Genomic DNA, 17,906 nt, shown 5'->3' on the forward strand with positions numbered 1-17,906 from the left:
CCATGTCGGGGAATGCCTCTGCGCGTGTCCGAACCGGGCGGGGCATCCGGGTCGGATCCAAGAGGAGGGTGGAAATGGATACAGAAGCCAAAGGCGGACAGACCTGTACGGCCAGCCGAGCACACATGAACCGGGAGGTGTACTCATGACCCTCACACGCATCTTCGAGAACTTCGAGAGTGGCACCGGCCCCTTCCTGACCTTTGGCGGCGACATTGACCTCATCAACGAGGCCTCACTCTCCAACGGCATCGCCTCGGCCTCGGGCTCCGCACACCTGCGCATCGGCCCCTCGACGGAGGGAACCGCCTTCACCCGTTTCGACGGATACCGCACCGGAGACGACGCAGGCCTCGCGACACGCATCACGATCTACCTCGACACGGGCATGGCCAGCGGGGAAGGCTTCGAATATTCGGTCGCCGCCAACGGAGCGAATGGCCTGCATCTGCGCGACTTCGTCTTCCACGTCACGCAGGACACCAGTTCGGACGCACTGCTGCTGGGGGTCAGCAACAATTCCAGTGCCGCCCCGCGCCAGGACCTCGAGAACGGCGCACACCTGGAGGTCTCTTCCTCGGGTTGGTACACCTTCGAGCATGTCTTCCAGGAAAGCCTCAGTGGCACTCTGGAAGTCGTGATGAACGTCTATGGCCCGGGCGAGAGCCTCCTCTTCAGCGAAACGCTCGGCGCGCCCCAGGATGACTTCGCGGCAAGCTACGGCGGCAATCGCTACGGCTGGTTCACGCTCATTGATGTCGCGGACGGTATCGCCGTCGACGACCTCTCGCTGGCAACGGTGGACACCGCCCCTGTCCAGGTCTTCGCCGGAACCACGATCCTGGGCGCCTACGCCAGCATCGCCGAGGCCAAGGCCGCCATTGCCGCAAGCGAGATCGCGGGCGACACGCTCTTCATCGAAACCACCGGCAGCGATGACGGCTTCTTCCATGTTGTCCCCGGCATGTCGATCCAGGCCGCGCTCGATGCCAGTGGGGATGGCGACACGATTGACATCGCCGCAGGCAGCTATGCGGAAAATCTCGTAGTCGCCACCGCCGTCAGTCTCCTCGGCGCGCAAACGAGCGAAGGCGAACCTGCCGTCACCATCGGCACCGGTGCGGGCACGGCCCTCCTCGTCACGGCCGACGCCGCGTCCGGAACGCTCGACATTGCGAACATCGCGGCCGATGGGGGCGCCGTCGGCGTCTCGGTCGCCACCAGCGCGCAACTGGCCGGGCTCAACCTCGCCAACGTCCATATCGCGAACATGTCGGGCAGCGGCTTCAACGCCAACGACACGGGCGCCGTCGCGGCCATCGCGATCACCGGTTCGCAGTTCGAGCGCAACGCGCTTGGCGGGTCCAACGGCACCGGCGACATCGTCTTCTTCCAGTACACCGGCGATATCACCTTGCGCGACATCGCCATTACCGGCGCCGCGGCCGGAACCACCCCGCGCGCGGACAACGCCATCCAGATCGCCGGCTTCACCCAGGCGAGTTACGATGTCACCGGCCCTATTGGCCATGTGGTCCTCGACGGCGTCCACGTCACCGGCGACTACGACAAGCCCCAGTTCATGGTGCAGGGCTACACCGACCTGTCCGGCCTCGAGATCACCGGTTCCAGCCTCACCGGCGCCAGCGGCTGGGGCTATCTGGTCTTCATCGATCCCATCTCCAATGCCGAAACCGGGACTGTGCCCGGAACGCCAGGACGACCCGGTGCCTACGACGGCAGCGGCGTCGACACCAGTACGCTCGACCTGTCCGGGCTGAGCGTCACCAACACCTCTCCCAGCCCAACCGAATTCGACGTCTTCGTGCGCGGTCTGGCCGCCGATGATGTCCAGACCGGCACCGAAGCCAATGACGCGCTGGGCTACCCCTCCGAACTGGCGGAAGACCTGGGCGGTGATGACATCCTGACCGGCCTTGGCGGCAACGATCTGCTGTTCGGGGGGCTGGGCGCGGACACGCTTGACGGCGGCGAGGACACCGACACCGCCTTTTACCGGGCACCCGCAAGTGCAGCCAGCCTTGCAGTCACCACCGATGCCATTGGCTTCGTCACCGCCTTTACCGGGGTGACCACGCCCGAGGACGGCAGCGACGTGCTGAGCGGGATCGAGATCCTCTCCTTCGGCTACGGCACGCCCACGCCGACCGTCTTCGACCTCACCGATCCGGTGCAACTGGTCGACGGGTCCGGGGCCCTTCTGGGCACCTTCGCCACGATCCAGGATGCCGTCGATGCCGCAGGCAATGGCCAGGAAGTCCTCGTCAGCGCGGGCACCTACCGCGAGCAGGTTCTGGTGGAGGGCAAGAGCCTGCGCATCACCGGCGCGGACGGCGCCACTCTGGAGGCGCCCGATCACGCCGCGATTGCCAGCAACGGCGGCAGCTTTGCCCTTATCACCGCAGGTAGCGGGGCGGATCTTGTCGTGACTGGCCTCGACATCGAAGGGCGCGGACAAGGCAACGGCTTTGTCAGCGGGACGTTCGCCGCCATCGCCTTCCTCGATGCCGATGGCGCCTATATCGACGGCACGATCTCCGGCATGCGCGACAGCGTGCTGAGCGGCGCGCAACATGGCTACGGCGTGCTGGCGCGCAGCACCGCAGGCGCCTCCCACAGCGTTGCGGTCGTCGATGCGACGCTCCTCGACATCCAGAAAAACGCCATCGACGCGCGCGGCGAAGGCCTCCATCTCTCGGTAACGGGCTCGCAGATCTCGGGCGCGGGAGCTACCGACCTGATCGCCCAGAACGGCATCGTTCTGGTCAGTGATGCCGACGCCACCTTGTCCGGCAACACCATCTCGGGCTTCGCCTATACGCCCGGCACCTGGAGCGCGACGGGGATCCTGGCCTACGATGCGGGAGTAGTCGATATCACCGGCAATACGCTCACCGCACCCTCCACCTCGGGTTCGGTCGGCATCTACCTCTACGATACCGAAGCCTCCGCAATCACCGGGAACAGCCTCACCGGGACCGGCTGGGCCCTGACGCAGGAGGGGGCCTTCGAGACCGCGCATTCCGAAGACACCGGCGCACCCAACAGCTTTGCCGGCAACGTGCTGAACCTCAACATCGCGTCCGATGCATCCTCCACGTCCTATCTTGTCAATGGCTCGCCGGGCGATGATGTCCTTGCGGGCAGCGACGGCGAAGATGTCCTTTCCGGCAATGGCGGCGATGACAGCCTCGTCGGCGGCAATGGCGGCGATGACCTCTCCGGCGGCGCGGGCAACGATACGCTGGAAGGTGGCGGCGGCGGCGATCTGCTCGATGGCGGCGATGGCGACGATATCATCCAGGCCGGCGGCGGACGCGACATCATCCGCTTCAGCGCAGGCCTGGACACCGTCAACGGCGGCGCCGGACAGGACACCTTGCTGCTCGCCGGAACGGCTGCGGACTACGCCATCCTCGTCCTTGGCCTCGACCATTTCCGCATCACCCGCCACGCCGATGGCGCCGTGACCGAGGCGACCAGCATCGAAACACTCGGCTTCGTTCCTGCCGAGCCGCTGGTTGCGAACGACGACATCTTCGCCGTCACCGCGGGTGACCTGCACGTCCTTGACGTGCTCGGCAACGACATGGGCACCGGCATGATCATCGGGGCGGGTCTCACCGCAGGGGACGGCACGCTGTCCGTGACCGGCGCGGGCGATGCGCTCGAACTCGACCTGACGGCGGCCTATGCCTACCTTGATGCGGGCGAAACCAGCGCGGTCAACATCGCCTACCTGCTTTCCGATGGCGCCAGTTCCAGCGATGTCGGCTTCGTCACCGTCACCATCCTGGGCGTGGCCGACCCCGTCGGCCCGGTGGGCGACATTGATGGCGCGATCAACGCCGTCGCCGAGGGGCTCGCCGCCGGTGCCGCCACGGGCATCACCGCAAGAGCCATCGATCCCGACACCGCCAACTGGGTGAATTACAGCCTGCTCGACGATGCCGACGGGGCCTTCGTGATCGACGCGGCGAGCGGGGTCGTCACCACCGCCCTCACACTCGACCGCGAGGGCGCGGGCGGCGCCTCCCGCGCGATCACGGTGGCCGCGACCTCGAGCGACGGCACGTCCTCGCAAGCGAACTTCACCATTGCTGTGACCGACACCAGCGACACCGCGATCTCGGCGATCAGTGACACCGATACGGCTCCCGACCACGTTCTGGAAGGCGCCGCCGCAGGGACATTCGTCGGCCTCACCGCCTTCGCCAGCGACCCGGACCTTGCCGACACCGTCACCTACAGCCTTGATGACGATGCGGGCGGCGCGTTCACGATCGCATCGGACAGCGGCGTCCTCTCGGTGGCTGACGGCGCCCTCATCGATCGCGAGAGTGCGGCCAGCCTCGATGTCACCGTGCGCGCCACCTCCAGCGACGGTAGCCATGAGGTCCGCACGTTCACCATCGCCATCGCGGATGACGACGAGTTCGACGTCTCCGCACCCTTCGACACCCTCGGCGCTCCGGGCGGCCTGGTGACCGAGAACGCCGGGCTGGGCAGCGCGACAGGCATCCACGTCAGCGCGCAGGATGCCGACGCCACGACCAACGGGGTCGCCTACTCGCTCCTCGACGATGACGGCGGGCGCTTCCTCGTCTCGGCGACCACCGGCGAAGTCCTCGTCGCGGGCAGCGTCGATCGCGAGGACGGTGCCAGCCGCTTCATCACCGTCCGCGCGACGTCCGACGACGGATCACACGCGGATACCACGTTCGAAATTCAGGTCGCGGACGTGAACGAGTTCGCGGTCACCGCGCCCGTGGACAGCGATGCAGGCGAGAACCTTGTCGGCGCCGCACCTTCCGAAGGGGACTATACCGGGATCACGGTGAGCGCTCTGGATAGCGACGCCACTCTCAATGCAGTCACCTACACGCTCCTTGCAGGCGGGGACGACTTTGCCATCGACGCCCTGACCGGGGTCGTAACCGTGGGCGCCGGTTTCGACACCAGCGGACCTGTGACCCGTGCGATCACTGTCGAGGCTCTTTCGGCCGACGGATCGCGCGCGCAGGCCAGCTTCGACATCTCGGTCGGTTCGGCTTTCACCATCATCGATGGAACCAGCGGGCGCGACAACCTTGACGGCACGTCCGGGCGCGATGTCCTCAATGGGTTTGGCGACAACGACAAGCTCTTTGGCCTCGATGGCAACGACGTGCTCTTCGGCGGAGACGGCAAGGATCGGCTCAACGGCGGATCGGGCGACGACGAGATGCATGGCGGCGCCGACAACGACACCTACTATGTGGATGCCCTTGGCGATACCGTCATCGAGGACGCCTCGGGCGGTACGACCGACACGGTGGTGAGCGAGATCTCGATCACCGGGCTCTTCGCCCATGTCGAGAACCTCGAACTTGCAGGGACAGGCAATCTCGACGCCACCGGCAACGCTCTCGACAACAAGATCACCGGCAATGGCGGCGCCAACGTCCTTGCCGGTGGCGACGGGCGCGACAAGCTCTATGGTGAAGGAGGGAACGACACCCTGATCGGAGGGGATGAGGTCGACATTCTCGATGGCGGCGCGGGCGATGACGTGCTCATCGGGAATGCGGGCCGCAACATCCTGACCGGGGGCGCCGGAGCGGACATGTTCGTCCTTGCCAACATGCCCGCCGATGCCACGACCTACGACAAGATCAAGGATTTTGATGCGCTGGACGGCGATGTCATCGCCCTGGAAGGCACGGTCTTCACAGCGCTCGGACTCGCGGTCGAGGCGGGCGAAATCGTGATGGGAACCGAGGCGATCGAGGCCGACGATTTCCTCATCTTCGATGCCGGCTCGGGCAAGCTCTACTACGATGCCGATGGCAGCGGTGCAGGGGAAGCGCAGCAGATCGCGCTCCTCGACGGTGTCACCACGCTGTCCGAGGCGGACATCCTCATCCTCTGACTCTCTTACACCACAAACGGGCGCAAGGACCAGGTCCTTGCGCCCGTTTGCACTGGTATCGGCAATGCGCCTGCGGCAGGCTCAATCCGCCTTGGGGGTGCCCCGGATCACGGCCACTTCGTGGTAGAGCGGGACGTTGGGATCCTTGTCCAGCAGCGCCTGTGCCGCACGGGCCGAGAGAGGTTCGTGGCCCAGCGGATCGGCGAAGAAGCGGCAGACGAACTCACCCTCCAGATCGGTGCCGGTCAAGGCGCCTTCCAGCGTCACGAAGAAGGAGATGTCGGTTCCCGCATGCTGCAGGACAAGCTGCGAGGCCAGCTTCTCGGGCTCATACCCATTGGCACGGAACATCTCGAAGATGAGATCGCTGCCGATGCGGCAGCCGAAATTCATGACCACGTCGGCCTTGGGCGCCTGCTCCTTGATGCGGCGCAGCAGGGCCTCGTTCAGCCCCAGGCCCACCGAGTTGTAGGGATACTCGTCAAACATCGCCCAAGGGTAATAATGGGCGATGTGGTCCTGGGCCTCGTCGTCGGCACCCTGCGGCAGATCGACCGCGTGCTCGGCCCGAAAGGCCGCGAAACGCTCGTCATTGGGGTCTCCCACCTGCGGCAGACAGCCGATCACGACGTCGGTCTTGGCAATCTTGGCGCGGGCCTCGTCGGTATCGATCAGACTGACCGCGCCCTCGACGGGCTGGAAGCTGTCGGCGCGCTCGGGCGCGAGGTTGGCGACGTTGCGCTTGGCCAGTTCCACCAGGCGCGGATCGAGGTCGCTGCCGTAGAACACCTTGGCCCCGCAATGGCGCAGCACGAAGGCCACGTTGGTGCCGGTTCCGACGCCAACTTCGTAGACAGCCTTGCCTTCAAGGCCGGCGGCCTTGAGGCCTTGCTGGAACGTGATCGTCCAGGGATCGGTGGGATCGAACGCGTACCCGGGACGTTCGGTCGTCGCGGAGGGATCGTCGTGGCGTGAAATGACCTTGGAGCCATCTGCGTCAGACATTTTCATTCCTTTGTATCAGCATTGCCGGCCCCTGTGCGGGCGCTCTGCCGTTTCAGGGCCTGCACTCGGCGCCCGGGCCGCTCGCTCGTGGCGTGCCCTGGACGGGTCGCAAGCCGCTGTGCCGCGGGCCTTGCCTCCCGCAGCGTACTGCCGGGCATCGCGAATCGATGCCCGGGAAATCTCGAAATCGAATCGACGAAGCGTCAGTCGAGCGCCTTGGGGGCCGGACCGGAGAGGAGTTCGATGCGGCTGGCCAGCTTGCCCAGCGATCCGGTAATCCGCGCGTGATCGCAATCCGCGCCGACGAGGACACCGACACGGCTGCTCCCGGCCTTCTTGCCGACCAGCGCCTGCTTGATGCGCAGCACCGTCGGCGCGTGAGGAAGACCGTTGCAGTCAAGAGTAAGCGAACGTTGCATTTCTTTGCTCCTTACCGGCCGTAGGAACGGTGGCACGTCGGCGTCCGCGCGATGGCAAACCATGGGAAAGACACGGATTGCCGGACGGATACGCCCCGACGGCCAGCACGGGCCGGACTTGCGTTAGCCTGACACGCACAGGCCTTCGGGCCTCGCGTCAGAACATAGCGCCCGCCGTGCCAAAGCACATGCAGCGAGCCTGATTATAGTTCTTGTTGGTACGACAGAACCACCACTGTACCCAAACAGCAGAACAGCCGAGCAATGCCCAGATAGACATGCGCTCCATTAAATGCTGCCGCCCTCTCCCGACGCCACAAGTCGCCACGCGACCTGAGCGAAAGGCGCCTATTTCTTATAAAAGAATTTGTTTCTTTTTGCGAAACTCAACTTGAGGCTATGTAGGCTCCCCGGCCTTGTCAAGCGCATTCCCCCCTTTCCTGTCCGCCTGACCAAACCGCGAATTTTCGCCACTTTCACCTGCGCGATCAGCTGCGATAGCCCGGGTCGAGCCGCTCGAGCAGACGCAGGTGCGCCTTCCATTCAAGGCCGATCTCGCTGTCGTCCTGGTCGAGTTCATCGTACTGGCTGACAACCCGCTGCGCGATCGCCGCGTCGACGCTTTGCAGCGGCCGCCCCATCGCCAATGCCGACTCCTGGATCTCGCACGCCTTGTCGAGATAGAACATCTTGGAAAACATATGCGCTGCGCTCGCTCCCACGGTGAGAAGGCCGTGGTTGCGCAGGATCAGTGCGACATTGGAGCCCAGGCTCGCGACCACCCGCTCGCGCTCGTCGAGGTCGAGCGCGATGCCCTCGAAATCGTGGTAACCGATGCGGCCATAGAACTGCAGGGCGATCTGGTTGGTCGGGAGCAGCCCCTCGGCAAGACACGAGACCGCAACGCCCGAGCGCGTGTGCGTGTGCATCACCCAGGCCGCATCGTGGCGCCCGCGGTGGACCGCGCTGTGAATGGTGAAGCCGGCTGGGTTCACGCGGTAGGGGCTGTCGGAAACCTTATTGCCATCGACATCGACCTTCACCAACGAGGAGGCCGTGATCTCCTCCCACATCAGGCCATAGGGGTTGATGAGGAAATGCCCGTCCTCCCCCGGCACGCGCGCGGTGATGTGCGTGTAGATGATGTCGGTCATGCGGTAGTGCGCGGCCAGGCGATAGCAGGCCGCAAGCTCGACCCGGGTCTGCCACTCGGCCTCGCTCATGCCGGCGCCTTGCGAGCCCGGCGCCTTTTCCAACTGCTGCGTCTCTCGTCCCATCGAATATCCGTCCCTTGCCTATGATGCCATTCGTGCGCGTGGCGCCGGGGAGCCGAAGATCCCGCACCGGGAAACATCCGGTTCGGGTTTACTCATTGATATACGCTTGTATAACTCGACTAGCATCGAACGCACGCGAATTCCAGTCGAAGGTGCCTGTGGAGCGTCATGCCCCGGCACCGCACCGCCCGTTATCGGGCCCCAACAGGCCCGCCCAACCGCAGCGCGCAAGTCAGGAGAGACGAGAGAACATGGCCCCCACCGGAACGATCCACGGTGTTCTGCTGAGCGATACCTTCGACCTCAAGACCTTCTACAAGCTCGACTTCGAGGGGGTCCACGAGGACGTGCGCCTGCTCAATCCGGACGAGGTAGAAGACCCCGCCGCGATCCGCTTTGCCGTGTGCTGGCTGCCGGGCCCGGACGCCTTCGCACCCTACCCCAACCTTGAAATGGCGATGTCGGTGGGCGCGGGCGTGGACGACCTGCTCGCGCACGACGGGCTCAGCGAAGACATCGCGATCTGCCGCGTGCGCGATCCCTACCAGGCCGAACTCATGGCCGGATTCGCCGCCCACGAGGTCCTGCACCTCGAACGCGATTTTCCCGCCTATGCCGCCGACCAGGCCCAGGCCGCCTGGAACCCGCTGCCCCTACGCCCGCCCCACGCCCTGAAGATCGCGGTTCTGGGCCACGGTTCGATGGGGGCGGCCGTCACCCGCGCGCTCGCCGTGCTCGGCTTCTCGGTCTCGGTCGCCTGCCGCAGGCCTCCCGCCACCCCGATCGAGGGCGTCACCTATTGCACCGGCGAAAGGGCGATCAGCGAGGCTGCGAGCGGCGCCGACGTCCTCATCAACGTCCTGCCACTGACGCCCGAGACCCACGGCATCCTTGCCCGCCCGCTGTTCGACAAGGTCGCGCCCGGCTGCTGGCTGATCCAGATCGGACGGGGCGAGCATCTCAACGAAGCCGATTTCACCGCCGCCCTCGAAGGCGGTCAGCTCAAGGGCGCGAGCCTCGATGTCTTTGCCACCGAGCCGCTCCCCTCCGGGCACGCATTCTGGTCGGACCCGCGCATCCGCATCACCCCGCATATCGCCAGCGACACCACGCCCCACATCGTGTGCGAGCAGGCCCTCCAGTCCGCGCGCGACGTCCTCGCGGGCCAGCGCCCCAGCCTCGCGGTCGACCGTGCGCAAGGGTACTGACGGCTCTGCCTGCGGCTTGCCCATAAATTATTCGTGCGTATAACAGTAAGCATGACAGCCACGCTTCGCCCCGTCAGGACGGCCGCGGCATGAGCCGCAAGACCTTCCAGCGCCTCGCTCTTGACGAGCGGCGCCAGAGCCTCATGGAAGCGACGCTGACCTGCGTCGCGCGCCATGGCCTCGACGGGACGACGGTGCGGCGCATCACCGAGGAGGCCGGGGTGACGCCTGGTCTGGTGCGCCACTACTTCGGCTCCAAGGAGGAGCTGATCAAGAACGCCTACGCCTACCTCATCGGCCAGCTGACCGCGCGCGCCAGCGAAAGTGCGGACACGGGCGAGGACGGACCGCCCGCTGCCCAGCAACTGCGTCAGTTCCTGCTCGGCAATCTCACCAGCCCCAATCTGTCCGAGGACAAGGTCTCGCTCTGGGCCACGTTCATCGGCCAGATCCGGCACGATCCCTTCTTCGCCGAGATCCACCGCGAGGGCTACCGCGAGTTCCTCGAGTTTCTCGAGCGCCTCGTCGAAGGCGTCCTCATCGACCACGGCCTGCCCCACCGCGGCCCGCAGTGCCGCCGCCACGCCATTGCCATCAACGGCCTGATCGACGGGCTATGGATGGAGGGCTCGCTCAATTCCGGGCTCTACAACCGGGCGATCCTGCCCGACCTTGCCATCGAGGCGACCGAGCGGCTGCTCGGCCTGCCCACAGGGGCGCTCGGCACGGCCGGGCCTGCCCCCCATGCCCCCGCTCCCCAGCTTCAGGAGGAAAACGCACCATGCGCTATGCCGGAATAACCGACCGCCTTGCCGATCTCGGCGGCGAGAAATGGGCCGTCCACAACGCGGGGCGCGCACGCATGGCTGCGGGCGAGGAGATCATCGAGCTCACCATCGGCGAGCCTGACATCCCGGTCGATCCCGCCCTGATCGAGGTCACCTACGAATCGATGAAGCGTGGCCGCACCCACTATTCGAACGGACGCGGCGAAGACGGCCTGCTCGGCGCCCTCGTCGACAAATACAAGCCGCTCTGGCCCGAAATCACCACCGACAACATCCTCGCCTTTCCCGGCACGCAGACAGCGCTCTACGCCGTCATCACGGCGCTCGTCGACGAAGGCGACGGGGTCCTGGTGGGTGATCCCTACTATGCGACCTACGCCGGTGTGATCCGCGCGCCGGGCGCGCTGGTTCAACCCGTCCCCCTCGATATCGCGAACGGCTTCATCATGCAGCCCGCCGACCTCGAAGCGGCGGTAACGCCCGAGAGCCGCGTGCTCGTGCTCAACACGCCGCACAATCCCACAGGCGCGCTTCTCGACCGGGAGACGATTGCGCAGCTGGGTCGGATCGCCATTGCGCACGACCTGTGGATCGTCTCGGACGAGGTCTACGAGGACCTCATCTTCACCGACGACGAGTTCGCCTCGCCGCTGGAGATCGCCGAGCTGCGCGAGCGCACCATCGTCGTCTCCTCGATCTCCAAGACCTTTGCCGCGACCGGCTTTCGCAGTGGCTGGGCGGTCGGCCCGGCCGAGTTCTGCACCAAGCTCCTGCCGATTTCGGAGACGATCCTGTTCGGCAACCAGCCCTTCATCGCGGACATGACCGAAGCGGCGCTGCGCGGCACGTTCGACACCGCCGAGCGCATGTCGAAAAGCTACGCCCAGCGCGTGAAGGTCATCACCCAGGAACTCAAGGAATGCCCCACGATCACCGCGGGCAAGGTTTCAGGGGGCATGTTCATCATGCTCGATGTTGCCGACACCGGACTTGATGCCGAGGCCTTCGTGTGGGGGCTGCTCGAACAGCAGGGTGTGGCGATCATGCCCGGCACATCGTTCGGCGAAAATGCCAAGACGCTGATCCGCGTTGCGCTGACCGTGCCCGACGAGACCCTGCGCGAGGCGATGCGGCGCATCTGCGCGTTCGCGGCCTCGCTTCAGGAAAGTGCGAATACGGTGCCTGCCCAGTAAGGCCCGCCAGGGCGCGCCCGGGCGTTCAGGCGTCCGGCGCGCAGTCCCCCGGCGCGTCTGCGCGCAAGGGACTGGCCTTCATCGCCTTCATGAAGGCCGCGACATGCGGCAGAAGCGGCGCGAACAGCGGATCGCGCCGGTGGCGCAAAAGGACTTCGGAAAAGAGCTTCACGCCCACGAGGAACTCTGCTGCCTCTTCGCGCGGCAGGAAGGCCTTGGCCTCGATGCGCGGGATCAGCCCGAGAATCTCGTCGTGGTTGGTCACCTCGAAGGTGACGGGCCCGGACGGCGCGGCCTCGCTTTCGGGCGCGGGGATCGGTTCGACGGTGATGCGGTAGGAATGGGGCATGCGGGGACTTTCGCGGCTATCAGTTGATATAGATCAACTCACACACTCGATTGCCCGAGTCAACCAACATGCTATGCCTGCGCCATGACCGAGAAACTCGCCAACCGCATGCGCAACATCGCCGAGTCCTTCCAGGATCATCTGGCGCACATGCCCGCGCTGCGCGAACTCGCGCTCACGCCATTCCAGGCCCGGCTCCTGCGTGTCATCGGACAGCGCCCGGGGGTCTCACAGCTCGAGCTTGCCCGGCGCACCCAGCGCGACAAGGCGCAGGTTGCGCGCGCCATCAAGGAACTCGACACGCGCGGTCTTGTCGAACGCCGGGCCCATCCCGACGATTGGCGCAGCCAGTGCCTGTTCCTGACGCCGAGCGCCTCCACCGCCCGCGAAAAGGTCGAGGACCAGCGCCGGGAAGTCGCGGCCATTGCCTTCTCCAGCCTCGATGAGGCCGAGCAGGACCAGCTCATGACGCTCCTTGGCCGGATCGAAAGCACCCTTGCCACGCATCCCGGCCTGTTTGCCAACGCACAGGCGGAGGTTCCCCCGGCCCAACCCGACGAAAGCTGAAAAGCGGATATTCCTCAACGACATGCCATCCTGCGCCAAAGTGTAATCCGCACGTCATACAGCTGTCGCAAAGGCCCGCCCGGAAAGCGCCGCCCCCGCGTGCGCCCCGTCTCCAGGAGGCCAACCATCCCTATCTTTCGCCGCTTCGCTCCCGTTCTGCTGGGTACCGCCGTCCTTGGCCTGACGCCGCTGGCCGCCCAGGAACAGCCGGTTCCCCGCTCGGCCGGCACGCCCTATGCCGCGCGCAACCTGCCCGACCGTGTCGTCCTCACCCCTGCCGCCGATCCGACCACGGGCATGGCCGTCGCCTGGCGTACCGACACCGCGCAGGAGGCTAGCGAAGCGCAGCTTGCCGTTGCCGTCGATGGCCCAACGCTGGAAGAGAAGGCCGTCACCGTGACCGGCGCTCCCGGTACGTTGAAGGACAGCGCCAACGGCCCTGCGCTCTACCACCAGGTCCGCTTCGAGGGCCTTACCCCCGACACCGTCTACGCCTACCGCCTCAAGGGCAGCGCCGGTTGGGGGGAATGGCGCCAGTTCCACACGGCGGCAACCGAAGCCGAGCCCTTCCGCTTCCTCTACCTCGGCGACATACAGAACGGCATCCTGACTTATGCCAGCCGCGTCATCCGCCAGGCCTTCCACGGCCACGGCGGGATCGAATTGGTCCTGCTTGCAGGCGACATTGCCGCCCAGCGCGACGACCTTGATCACGACGATGAGTGGGGCGAGTTCGGCGAGGCGGGCGGCTACAACTGGGGTATCGTCCCGCAGCTGCCCGCCACCGGCAATCACGAATACGTCGATGTCATCCGCCCCGATGGTTCGGAGAGCCGCAAGCTGGGCCCCTACTGGCCGCTGCAGTTCGCGCTCCCCGACAACGGCGCGCCGGGCGCGAAGGCGACGACCTACTACGTCGACTACCAGGGCGTGCGCTTCATCGTCCTTGACGGCACCTCGGCCATCGACCTTGGCACCATGGAGCAGCAGACCGCCTGGCTCGACGAGACCCTGGCCTCCAGCTCGGCCAAGTGGAACGTCGTCCTTTTCCACCAGCCCGTCTTCACCTGCGCGCGCCCCGAGGACATCAGCGAGGTCAAGACCGCGTGGAAGCCCGTGTTCGAAAGCCGCAAGGTCGATCTGGTGCTGCAGGGGCATGACCACTGCTACAGCCGCCTGACCTCCGAAGCAGGCCGCGAGGTCTCCGCCAAGAAGCGTGCCGATGGCGCGGTGCAGGGCCCTGTCTACCTCGTCTCGGTAACCGGCTCGAAGATGTACGGCCTCAACGACCGTGCCCCCAACCAGCCCGACCGCGTGGCCGAAGCGACCGAGCTCTACCAGGTGATCGACGTCGACGGTGACCAGATCAGCTTCCGCACCTACACCGCCTCGGGCAAGCTCTACGATGGCTTCGAGCTCGAGCGCCGCGCCGATGGCAACCACCTGACCGAGATCGACGAGCCCGTCATCGCCGAGCGGACCTGCCACGGCAGCGTCGGCCCCGACGGCGGCAAGTGCGTCGCCAAGCCGAAGTAGGGGCATAGCAAGTCACTGAGGTGGCGGCGTTCTGGCCACCACCTCGCGGGCTCGCGTCGCCACGGCCCTGCCCTGCGCGGGAGCCGTGGCGTCCTCGCCTTCCCCGCACTGCGCGTGTGATTATGGACACCGCGCGCCGTCCCGGCGTCAAAAATGGCTCGGAACAACTGCGCGCCTCGTCCGATGTGTTGTGCACACAGTGGTCGAACGGGAAGGCGGAAGGTGGCAATGCGGCAGTTCCTGCTTCCGGCGCTGACTCTGGCCGCGGCATTCCCCACCACGGCCGAAGCGCAGGAAAACAGTCCGGAGACGGCAGAGCAGAGCGAGAGCCCTGCGGCTGGCGGCGTGCCCAAGGACCCCGAAACCTCCGAAGACACTGAAGACGCCGACGCGGACGCCAAGGTCGACCGGCTGACCCTCACCCTCGGCGCGACACTCGTCACCAGCTATATCTCGCGCGGCCTGGTCTTCGCGGCCGAGGCCAGTGTCCAGCCCTCTGCCCGGCTCAGCGTCGCGGTCCCCGAACTTGACACCGGCCCTGTATCGGACGTCAGCTTCCACGTGGGCACGTGGAACAACATCAAGATCGAACCCACGCCCGGAGGCGTCGATCCCGACGATTTCAACCGCTTCTACGAAGACGACGTCTATGCCGGGATCGCCTTTCAACTGGGCGAGGACTGGAGCGTGTCGGCGACCTACTACCGCTATGGCTCGATCAGCGGCGCCTTTGCCTCGTACAACGACTTCGAGCTGATCGTCACCTACGATGATACGAAGCTGTGGGGAGACAACCCGCCGCTCAAGAACTTCAAGCTGAGCCCCTCATTGCGCTCGGTCCAGGAAGGCAGCCGCCCCAACCGCCGGGATGCACTCTACCTCCAGCCCTCGATCACGCCGTCCTTCGATGTCGATCTGGGCACAAGGAGCGTCCACGTCGCTGTCCCGCTGATGCTCGGGCTCTCCGATCACTATTACGACGGGCGCGAGGGCGGCACCTATACATTCGGCTATTTCCGGACCGGCGTGCAGTTTTCCGGCAAGCCCGCGCCCGACACCCTGCCCGGCCTGACCCTGAGCGCCGGCGCGGACCTGTGGATCCCCAACACGAAGGTCGCCAGCGGCATTGATGGGCACCACTTTGTCGGTTCGCTCGGCCTCTCCTGGACACATTGAGACGCGGCCCACACGGGCGCCCTGCCCCATGCTGCAAACAAGAACGGGCCGCCGTAGTCGACGACCCGTTCCCCGTGTTCTCGGGGAGTCGAACCCCACCCAGCGGGTACCTCGAAAGAAACATGCAACGCCTGATGGTACCCCTTGGCGGCGCAAACACCAACCCGAAAACAGATTAACCACGCAAGTCTTATAAATACCTAGTGAATACTATCACTTGAGATACGAAATAAATTAACCTAACTGGCCTTGTAACTTGATCCACCACCGAAGAACTCGGACGAATGTATCCAATGATTCGCCAATACAACGATGAGTAGATTCGGCGCCATTTGATCCATTCGGCCACATGTAGATGCGTGTTAACCGGTTGAAGGCGGCGTCCCAAACGACGGGAGATCTGCGATGCTTCAGCCGACCTATCCAGGTGTCTACACACGCGAGTTGCCCAGCGGCGTACGCACGATCAGCGGCGCGCCGACTTCGGTGGCGCTTTTTGTCGGCCCGACCCGCAGCGGCATCGACCTGCGACCTGTGCGCATACGCAACTTCGGAGACTTCGAACGTCAGTTCGGCGGGCTCGCGGCCACAAGCAGCCTGTCCTATTCGGTCATGCACTTCTTCGGCAACGGCGGGGGCGAAGCTTTCGTCATGCGCGTGCCCGTCAAGGGCGCGGTCAAGGCCCGGAGCCAGATCGAACAGGATGGCACCAATACCGCGGCCATCACGCTTGAAGCGCTGGGTTCGGGAGCCGCAGGAGGCGATATCCTCGTCACCATCGATGATTTCGGGATCGACGCGGCTCCGCTCGGCGGCGCGAGCGCGGCGCAGCGCAAGCTCTTCAACCTTACCCTTGTCGACACCGCGCGCGGAACTTCGGAGTTTTTCGGCAACCTCTCGACATCCTCGACCGCCTCGCGCTTTGCCGCCCAGGTCGTCAACGACACCGCGACCGGCTCCAAGCTCGTCAAGCTGAGCGTCGAAACCCTGGACGGTCCGGCCCCCACCACCACCGGCTCGGTCTACCAGACCAAGTCCTTGCCGGGCGCGGCCAGCTTCGCCGCAGATTCGCACATCCTCATCTCGATCGCGGTCCCCAACGCGGCAGGATCTGGCGATGCCGCGGGCGATTCCGTCACCAACCTCGATGTCACTGTCGCGAACGCAGGCGATCCGCGGCCCGCGAGCAAGCTGGAAATGGCGAACCGGCTTGCCGCCGCGATCAATCAGGCCCTGCGCGACAACGCGGCGGCCAAGATGCAGGGGCACGAGGTCGAAATCCGGCTCGTCGAGGCGGGCGGCGCGCTCCATCTCACCACCTCGCAGGGCGATGGCACGGCGACCAGCCGTATGGCCGAGGCCAAGATCACGCTTGCCGCTCCTCCCGGCGGCAACACGTTCTTCAACGACTACATCAAGGCGGCCGGGGCGAGCCAGAACGCCTCGCGTTACCGGCTTGGGCGGCGCAACGATTCCTCGGGCCAGATCATCACCGCGCAAGTGGCCGCCGGTGCCGATGGCGATGACACCGGCCAGCCCGACGGGCCCGTCTTCAAGTCCGCGGTAACGGGACTTCTGGAGCGCGATCCCTTCTTCAACCTCCTGTGCCTGCCCGATCTTGCCCGCCCCAGCGCCGCCGATCCGCGCGCCGCGCACCATGGCAATGCCGGCTCGATCTACGCCGATGCCGCGCTGCTGTGCCAGCGCCACCATGCCTTCCTGATTGTCGATCCCCCGCCAAGCGCCTTCGACACGGGCTCTGCCGAGGCGTGGAAGTCGCTGGGTTTCAGCTTCCAGTCGACCCATTCGGCCGCTTTCTTCCCGAATATCCGGGTGGACGATCCGCTGGCTCCGGGGTCAATCCTCTCGCACCCGCCCTCGGGCGCCATTGCCGGTCTCTTTGCGCGCACCGACGGGGAGCTGGGTGTATGGACCGCGCCTGCGGGAACCAGCGCGGTGATCAGCGGCGCCTATGGCCCCTCGGTCGAGCTCTCCGATGCCGACCAGGGGCTGCTCAACCCGATCGCGGTCAACTGCATCCGCAAGTTCCCGGTGTTCGGCACCGTCAACTTCGGCGCGCGCACCATCGACGGCGCCAACGCGGCGGCCAGCGAATGGAAGTACATCCCGGTCCGCCGCACCGCGAGCCACATCCTGCGCAGCCTGTCCGAAGGCCTGCGCTGGGCCGTCCACAAGCCCAACGGCGAGGAACTGTGGGGCCAGCTGCGGCTCGCCTGCACCTCCTTCATGCAGGGCCTGTTCCGCCAGGGCGCCTTCCAGGGCGTGTCCCCGCGCGAGGCCTTCTTCGTCCAGTGCGATGCCAGCACCACCAGCCCGGCCGACATGGACCAGGGCATCGTCAACATCGTGATCGGCTTCGCCCCGCTCAAGGTGGCGGAATTCGTCGTCATCTCACTGCGCCAGAAGACCGGCCAGTCGGCCTAACCGGGAGAGGA

General features: G+C 65.7%; 12 protein-coding genes. 8 read left to right on the forward strand and 4 right to left on the reverse strand.

The annotated features are described in order from the left end of the window. The first annotated feature begins 145 nt into the window (after positions 1-145). Positions 146-5,932, forward strand: a complete 5,787-nt coding sequence (locus MTR65_RS07240; RefSeq protein ID WP_243798620.1) for a beta strand repeat-containing protein — start codon at positions 146-148, stop codon at positions 5,930-5,932. A gap of 81 nt (positions 5,933-6,013) precedes the next feature. On the opposite strand, the gene MTR65_RS07245 is transcribed toward MTR65_RS07240, so the two are convergent. The 3 genes from MTR65_RS07245 to MTR65_RS07255 all read right to left on the reverse strand — a co-directional run bounded on the left by MTR65_RS07245 (position 6,014) and on the right by MTR65_RS07255 (position 8,633). Further along, positions 6,014-6,937, reverse strand: a complete 924-nt coding sequence (locus tag MTR65_RS07245) for a hypothetical protein (RefSeq protein ID WP_226632848.1) — start codon at positions 6,935-6,937, stop codon at positions 6,014-6,016. 203 nt (positions 6,938-7,140) lie between these two features. After that, entirely contained in the window at positions 7,141-7,356 is a 216-nt protein-coding gene (locus MTR65_RS07250; RefSeq protein WP_243798622.1) for a hypothetical protein, read from the reverse strand. Positions 7,357-7,844: 488 nt separating this feature from the next. Next, positions 7,845-8,633, reverse strand: coding sequence for a class II aldolase/adducin family protein (locus tag MTR65_RS07255; protein ID WP_226632844.1), 789 nt, complete (start codon positions 8,631-8,633; stop codon positions 7,845-7,847). A gap of 251 nt (positions 8,634-8,884) precedes the next feature. Here MTR65_RS07255 and MTR65_RS07260 point away from each other — a divergent pair, with 251 nt between their 5' ends. From MTR65_RS07260 to MTR65_RS07270, 3 genes are all read left to right on the forward strand, one after another. Then, entirely contained in the window at positions 8,885-9,841 is a 957-nt protein-coding gene (locus MTR65_RS07260) for an NAD(P)-dependent oxidoreductase (RefSeq protein ID WP_243798624.1), read from the forward strand. Positions 9,842-9,930: 89 nt separating this feature from the next. Continuing rightward, positions 9,931-10,641 carry a TetR/AcrR family transcriptional regulator gene (locus tag MTR65_RS07265; RefSeq protein WP_243798626.1) on the forward strand — a complete coding sequence of 237 codons (711 nt, stop codon included), beginning with the start codon at positions 9,931-9,933 and terminating at the stop codon, positions 10,639-10,641. Beyond that, positions 10,623-11,822, forward strand: a complete 1,200-nt coding sequence (locus tag MTR65_RS07270; protein ID WP_243798628.1) for a pyridoxal phosphate-dependent aminotransferase — start codon at positions 10,623-10,625, stop codon at positions 11,820-11,822. The genes MTR65_RS07265 and MTR65_RS07270 overlap by 19 nt, the downstream gene beginning before the upstream one ends. 25 nt (positions 11,823-11,847) lie before the next feature. On the opposite strand, the gene MTR65_RS07275 is transcribed toward MTR65_RS07270, so the two are convergent. Further along, on the reverse strand, positions 11,848-12,171 hold the full coding sequence (locus MTR65_RS07275) for a DUF3861 domain-containing protein (RefSeq protein ID WP_243798631.1): 324 nt from the start codon (positions 12,169-12,171) through the stop codon (positions 11,848-11,850). 84 nt (positions 12,172-12,255) lie between these two features. Between MTR65_RS07275 and MTR65_RS07280 the strand changes: the two genes are divergently transcribed. The 4 genes from MTR65_RS07280 to MTR65_RS07295 all read left to right on the forward strand — a co-directional run bounded on the left by MTR65_RS07280 (position 12,256) and on the right by MTR65_RS07295 (position 17,895). Then, complete coding sequence (locus MTR65_RS07280) at positions 12,256-12,738, forward strand: MarR family winged helix-turn-helix transcriptional regulator (protein WP_243798633.1); 483 nt, start codon at positions 12,256-12,258, stop codon at positions 12,736-12,738. Between the two features lie 156 nt (positions 12,739-12,894). Beyond that, positions 12,895-14,274 carry a purple acid phosphatase family protein gene (locus tag MTR65_RS07285; protein ID WP_327194324.1) on the forward strand — a complete coding sequence of 460 codons (1,380 nt, stop codon included), beginning with the start codon at positions 12,895-12,897 and terminating at the stop codon, positions 14,272-14,274. 228 nt (positions 14,275-14,502) lie between these two features. After that, positions 14,503-15,450 carry a hypothetical protein gene (locus MTR65_RS07290; protein ID WP_243798637.1) on the forward strand — a complete coding sequence of 316 codons (948 nt, stop codon included), beginning with the start codon at positions 14,503-14,505 and terminating at the stop codon, positions 15,448-15,450. 405 nt (positions 15,451-15,855) lie between these two features. Further along, positions 15,856-17,895 (forward strand): phage tail sheath C-terminal domain-containing protein, encoded by a 2,040-nt coding sequence (locus tag MTR65_RS07295; RefSeq protein ID WP_243798639.1) that lies wholly within the window; start codon positions 15,856-15,858, stop codon positions 17,893-17,895. Positions 17,896-17,906: the final 11 nt, after the last annotated feature.

Origin of the sequence: Novosphingobium mangrovi (genome assembly GCF_022818885.1) — a bacterium.
Taxonomy (GTDB): Bacteria; Pseudomonadota; Alphaproteobacteria; order Sphingomonadales; family Sphingomonadaceae; genus Novosphingobium; species Novosphingobium mangrovi.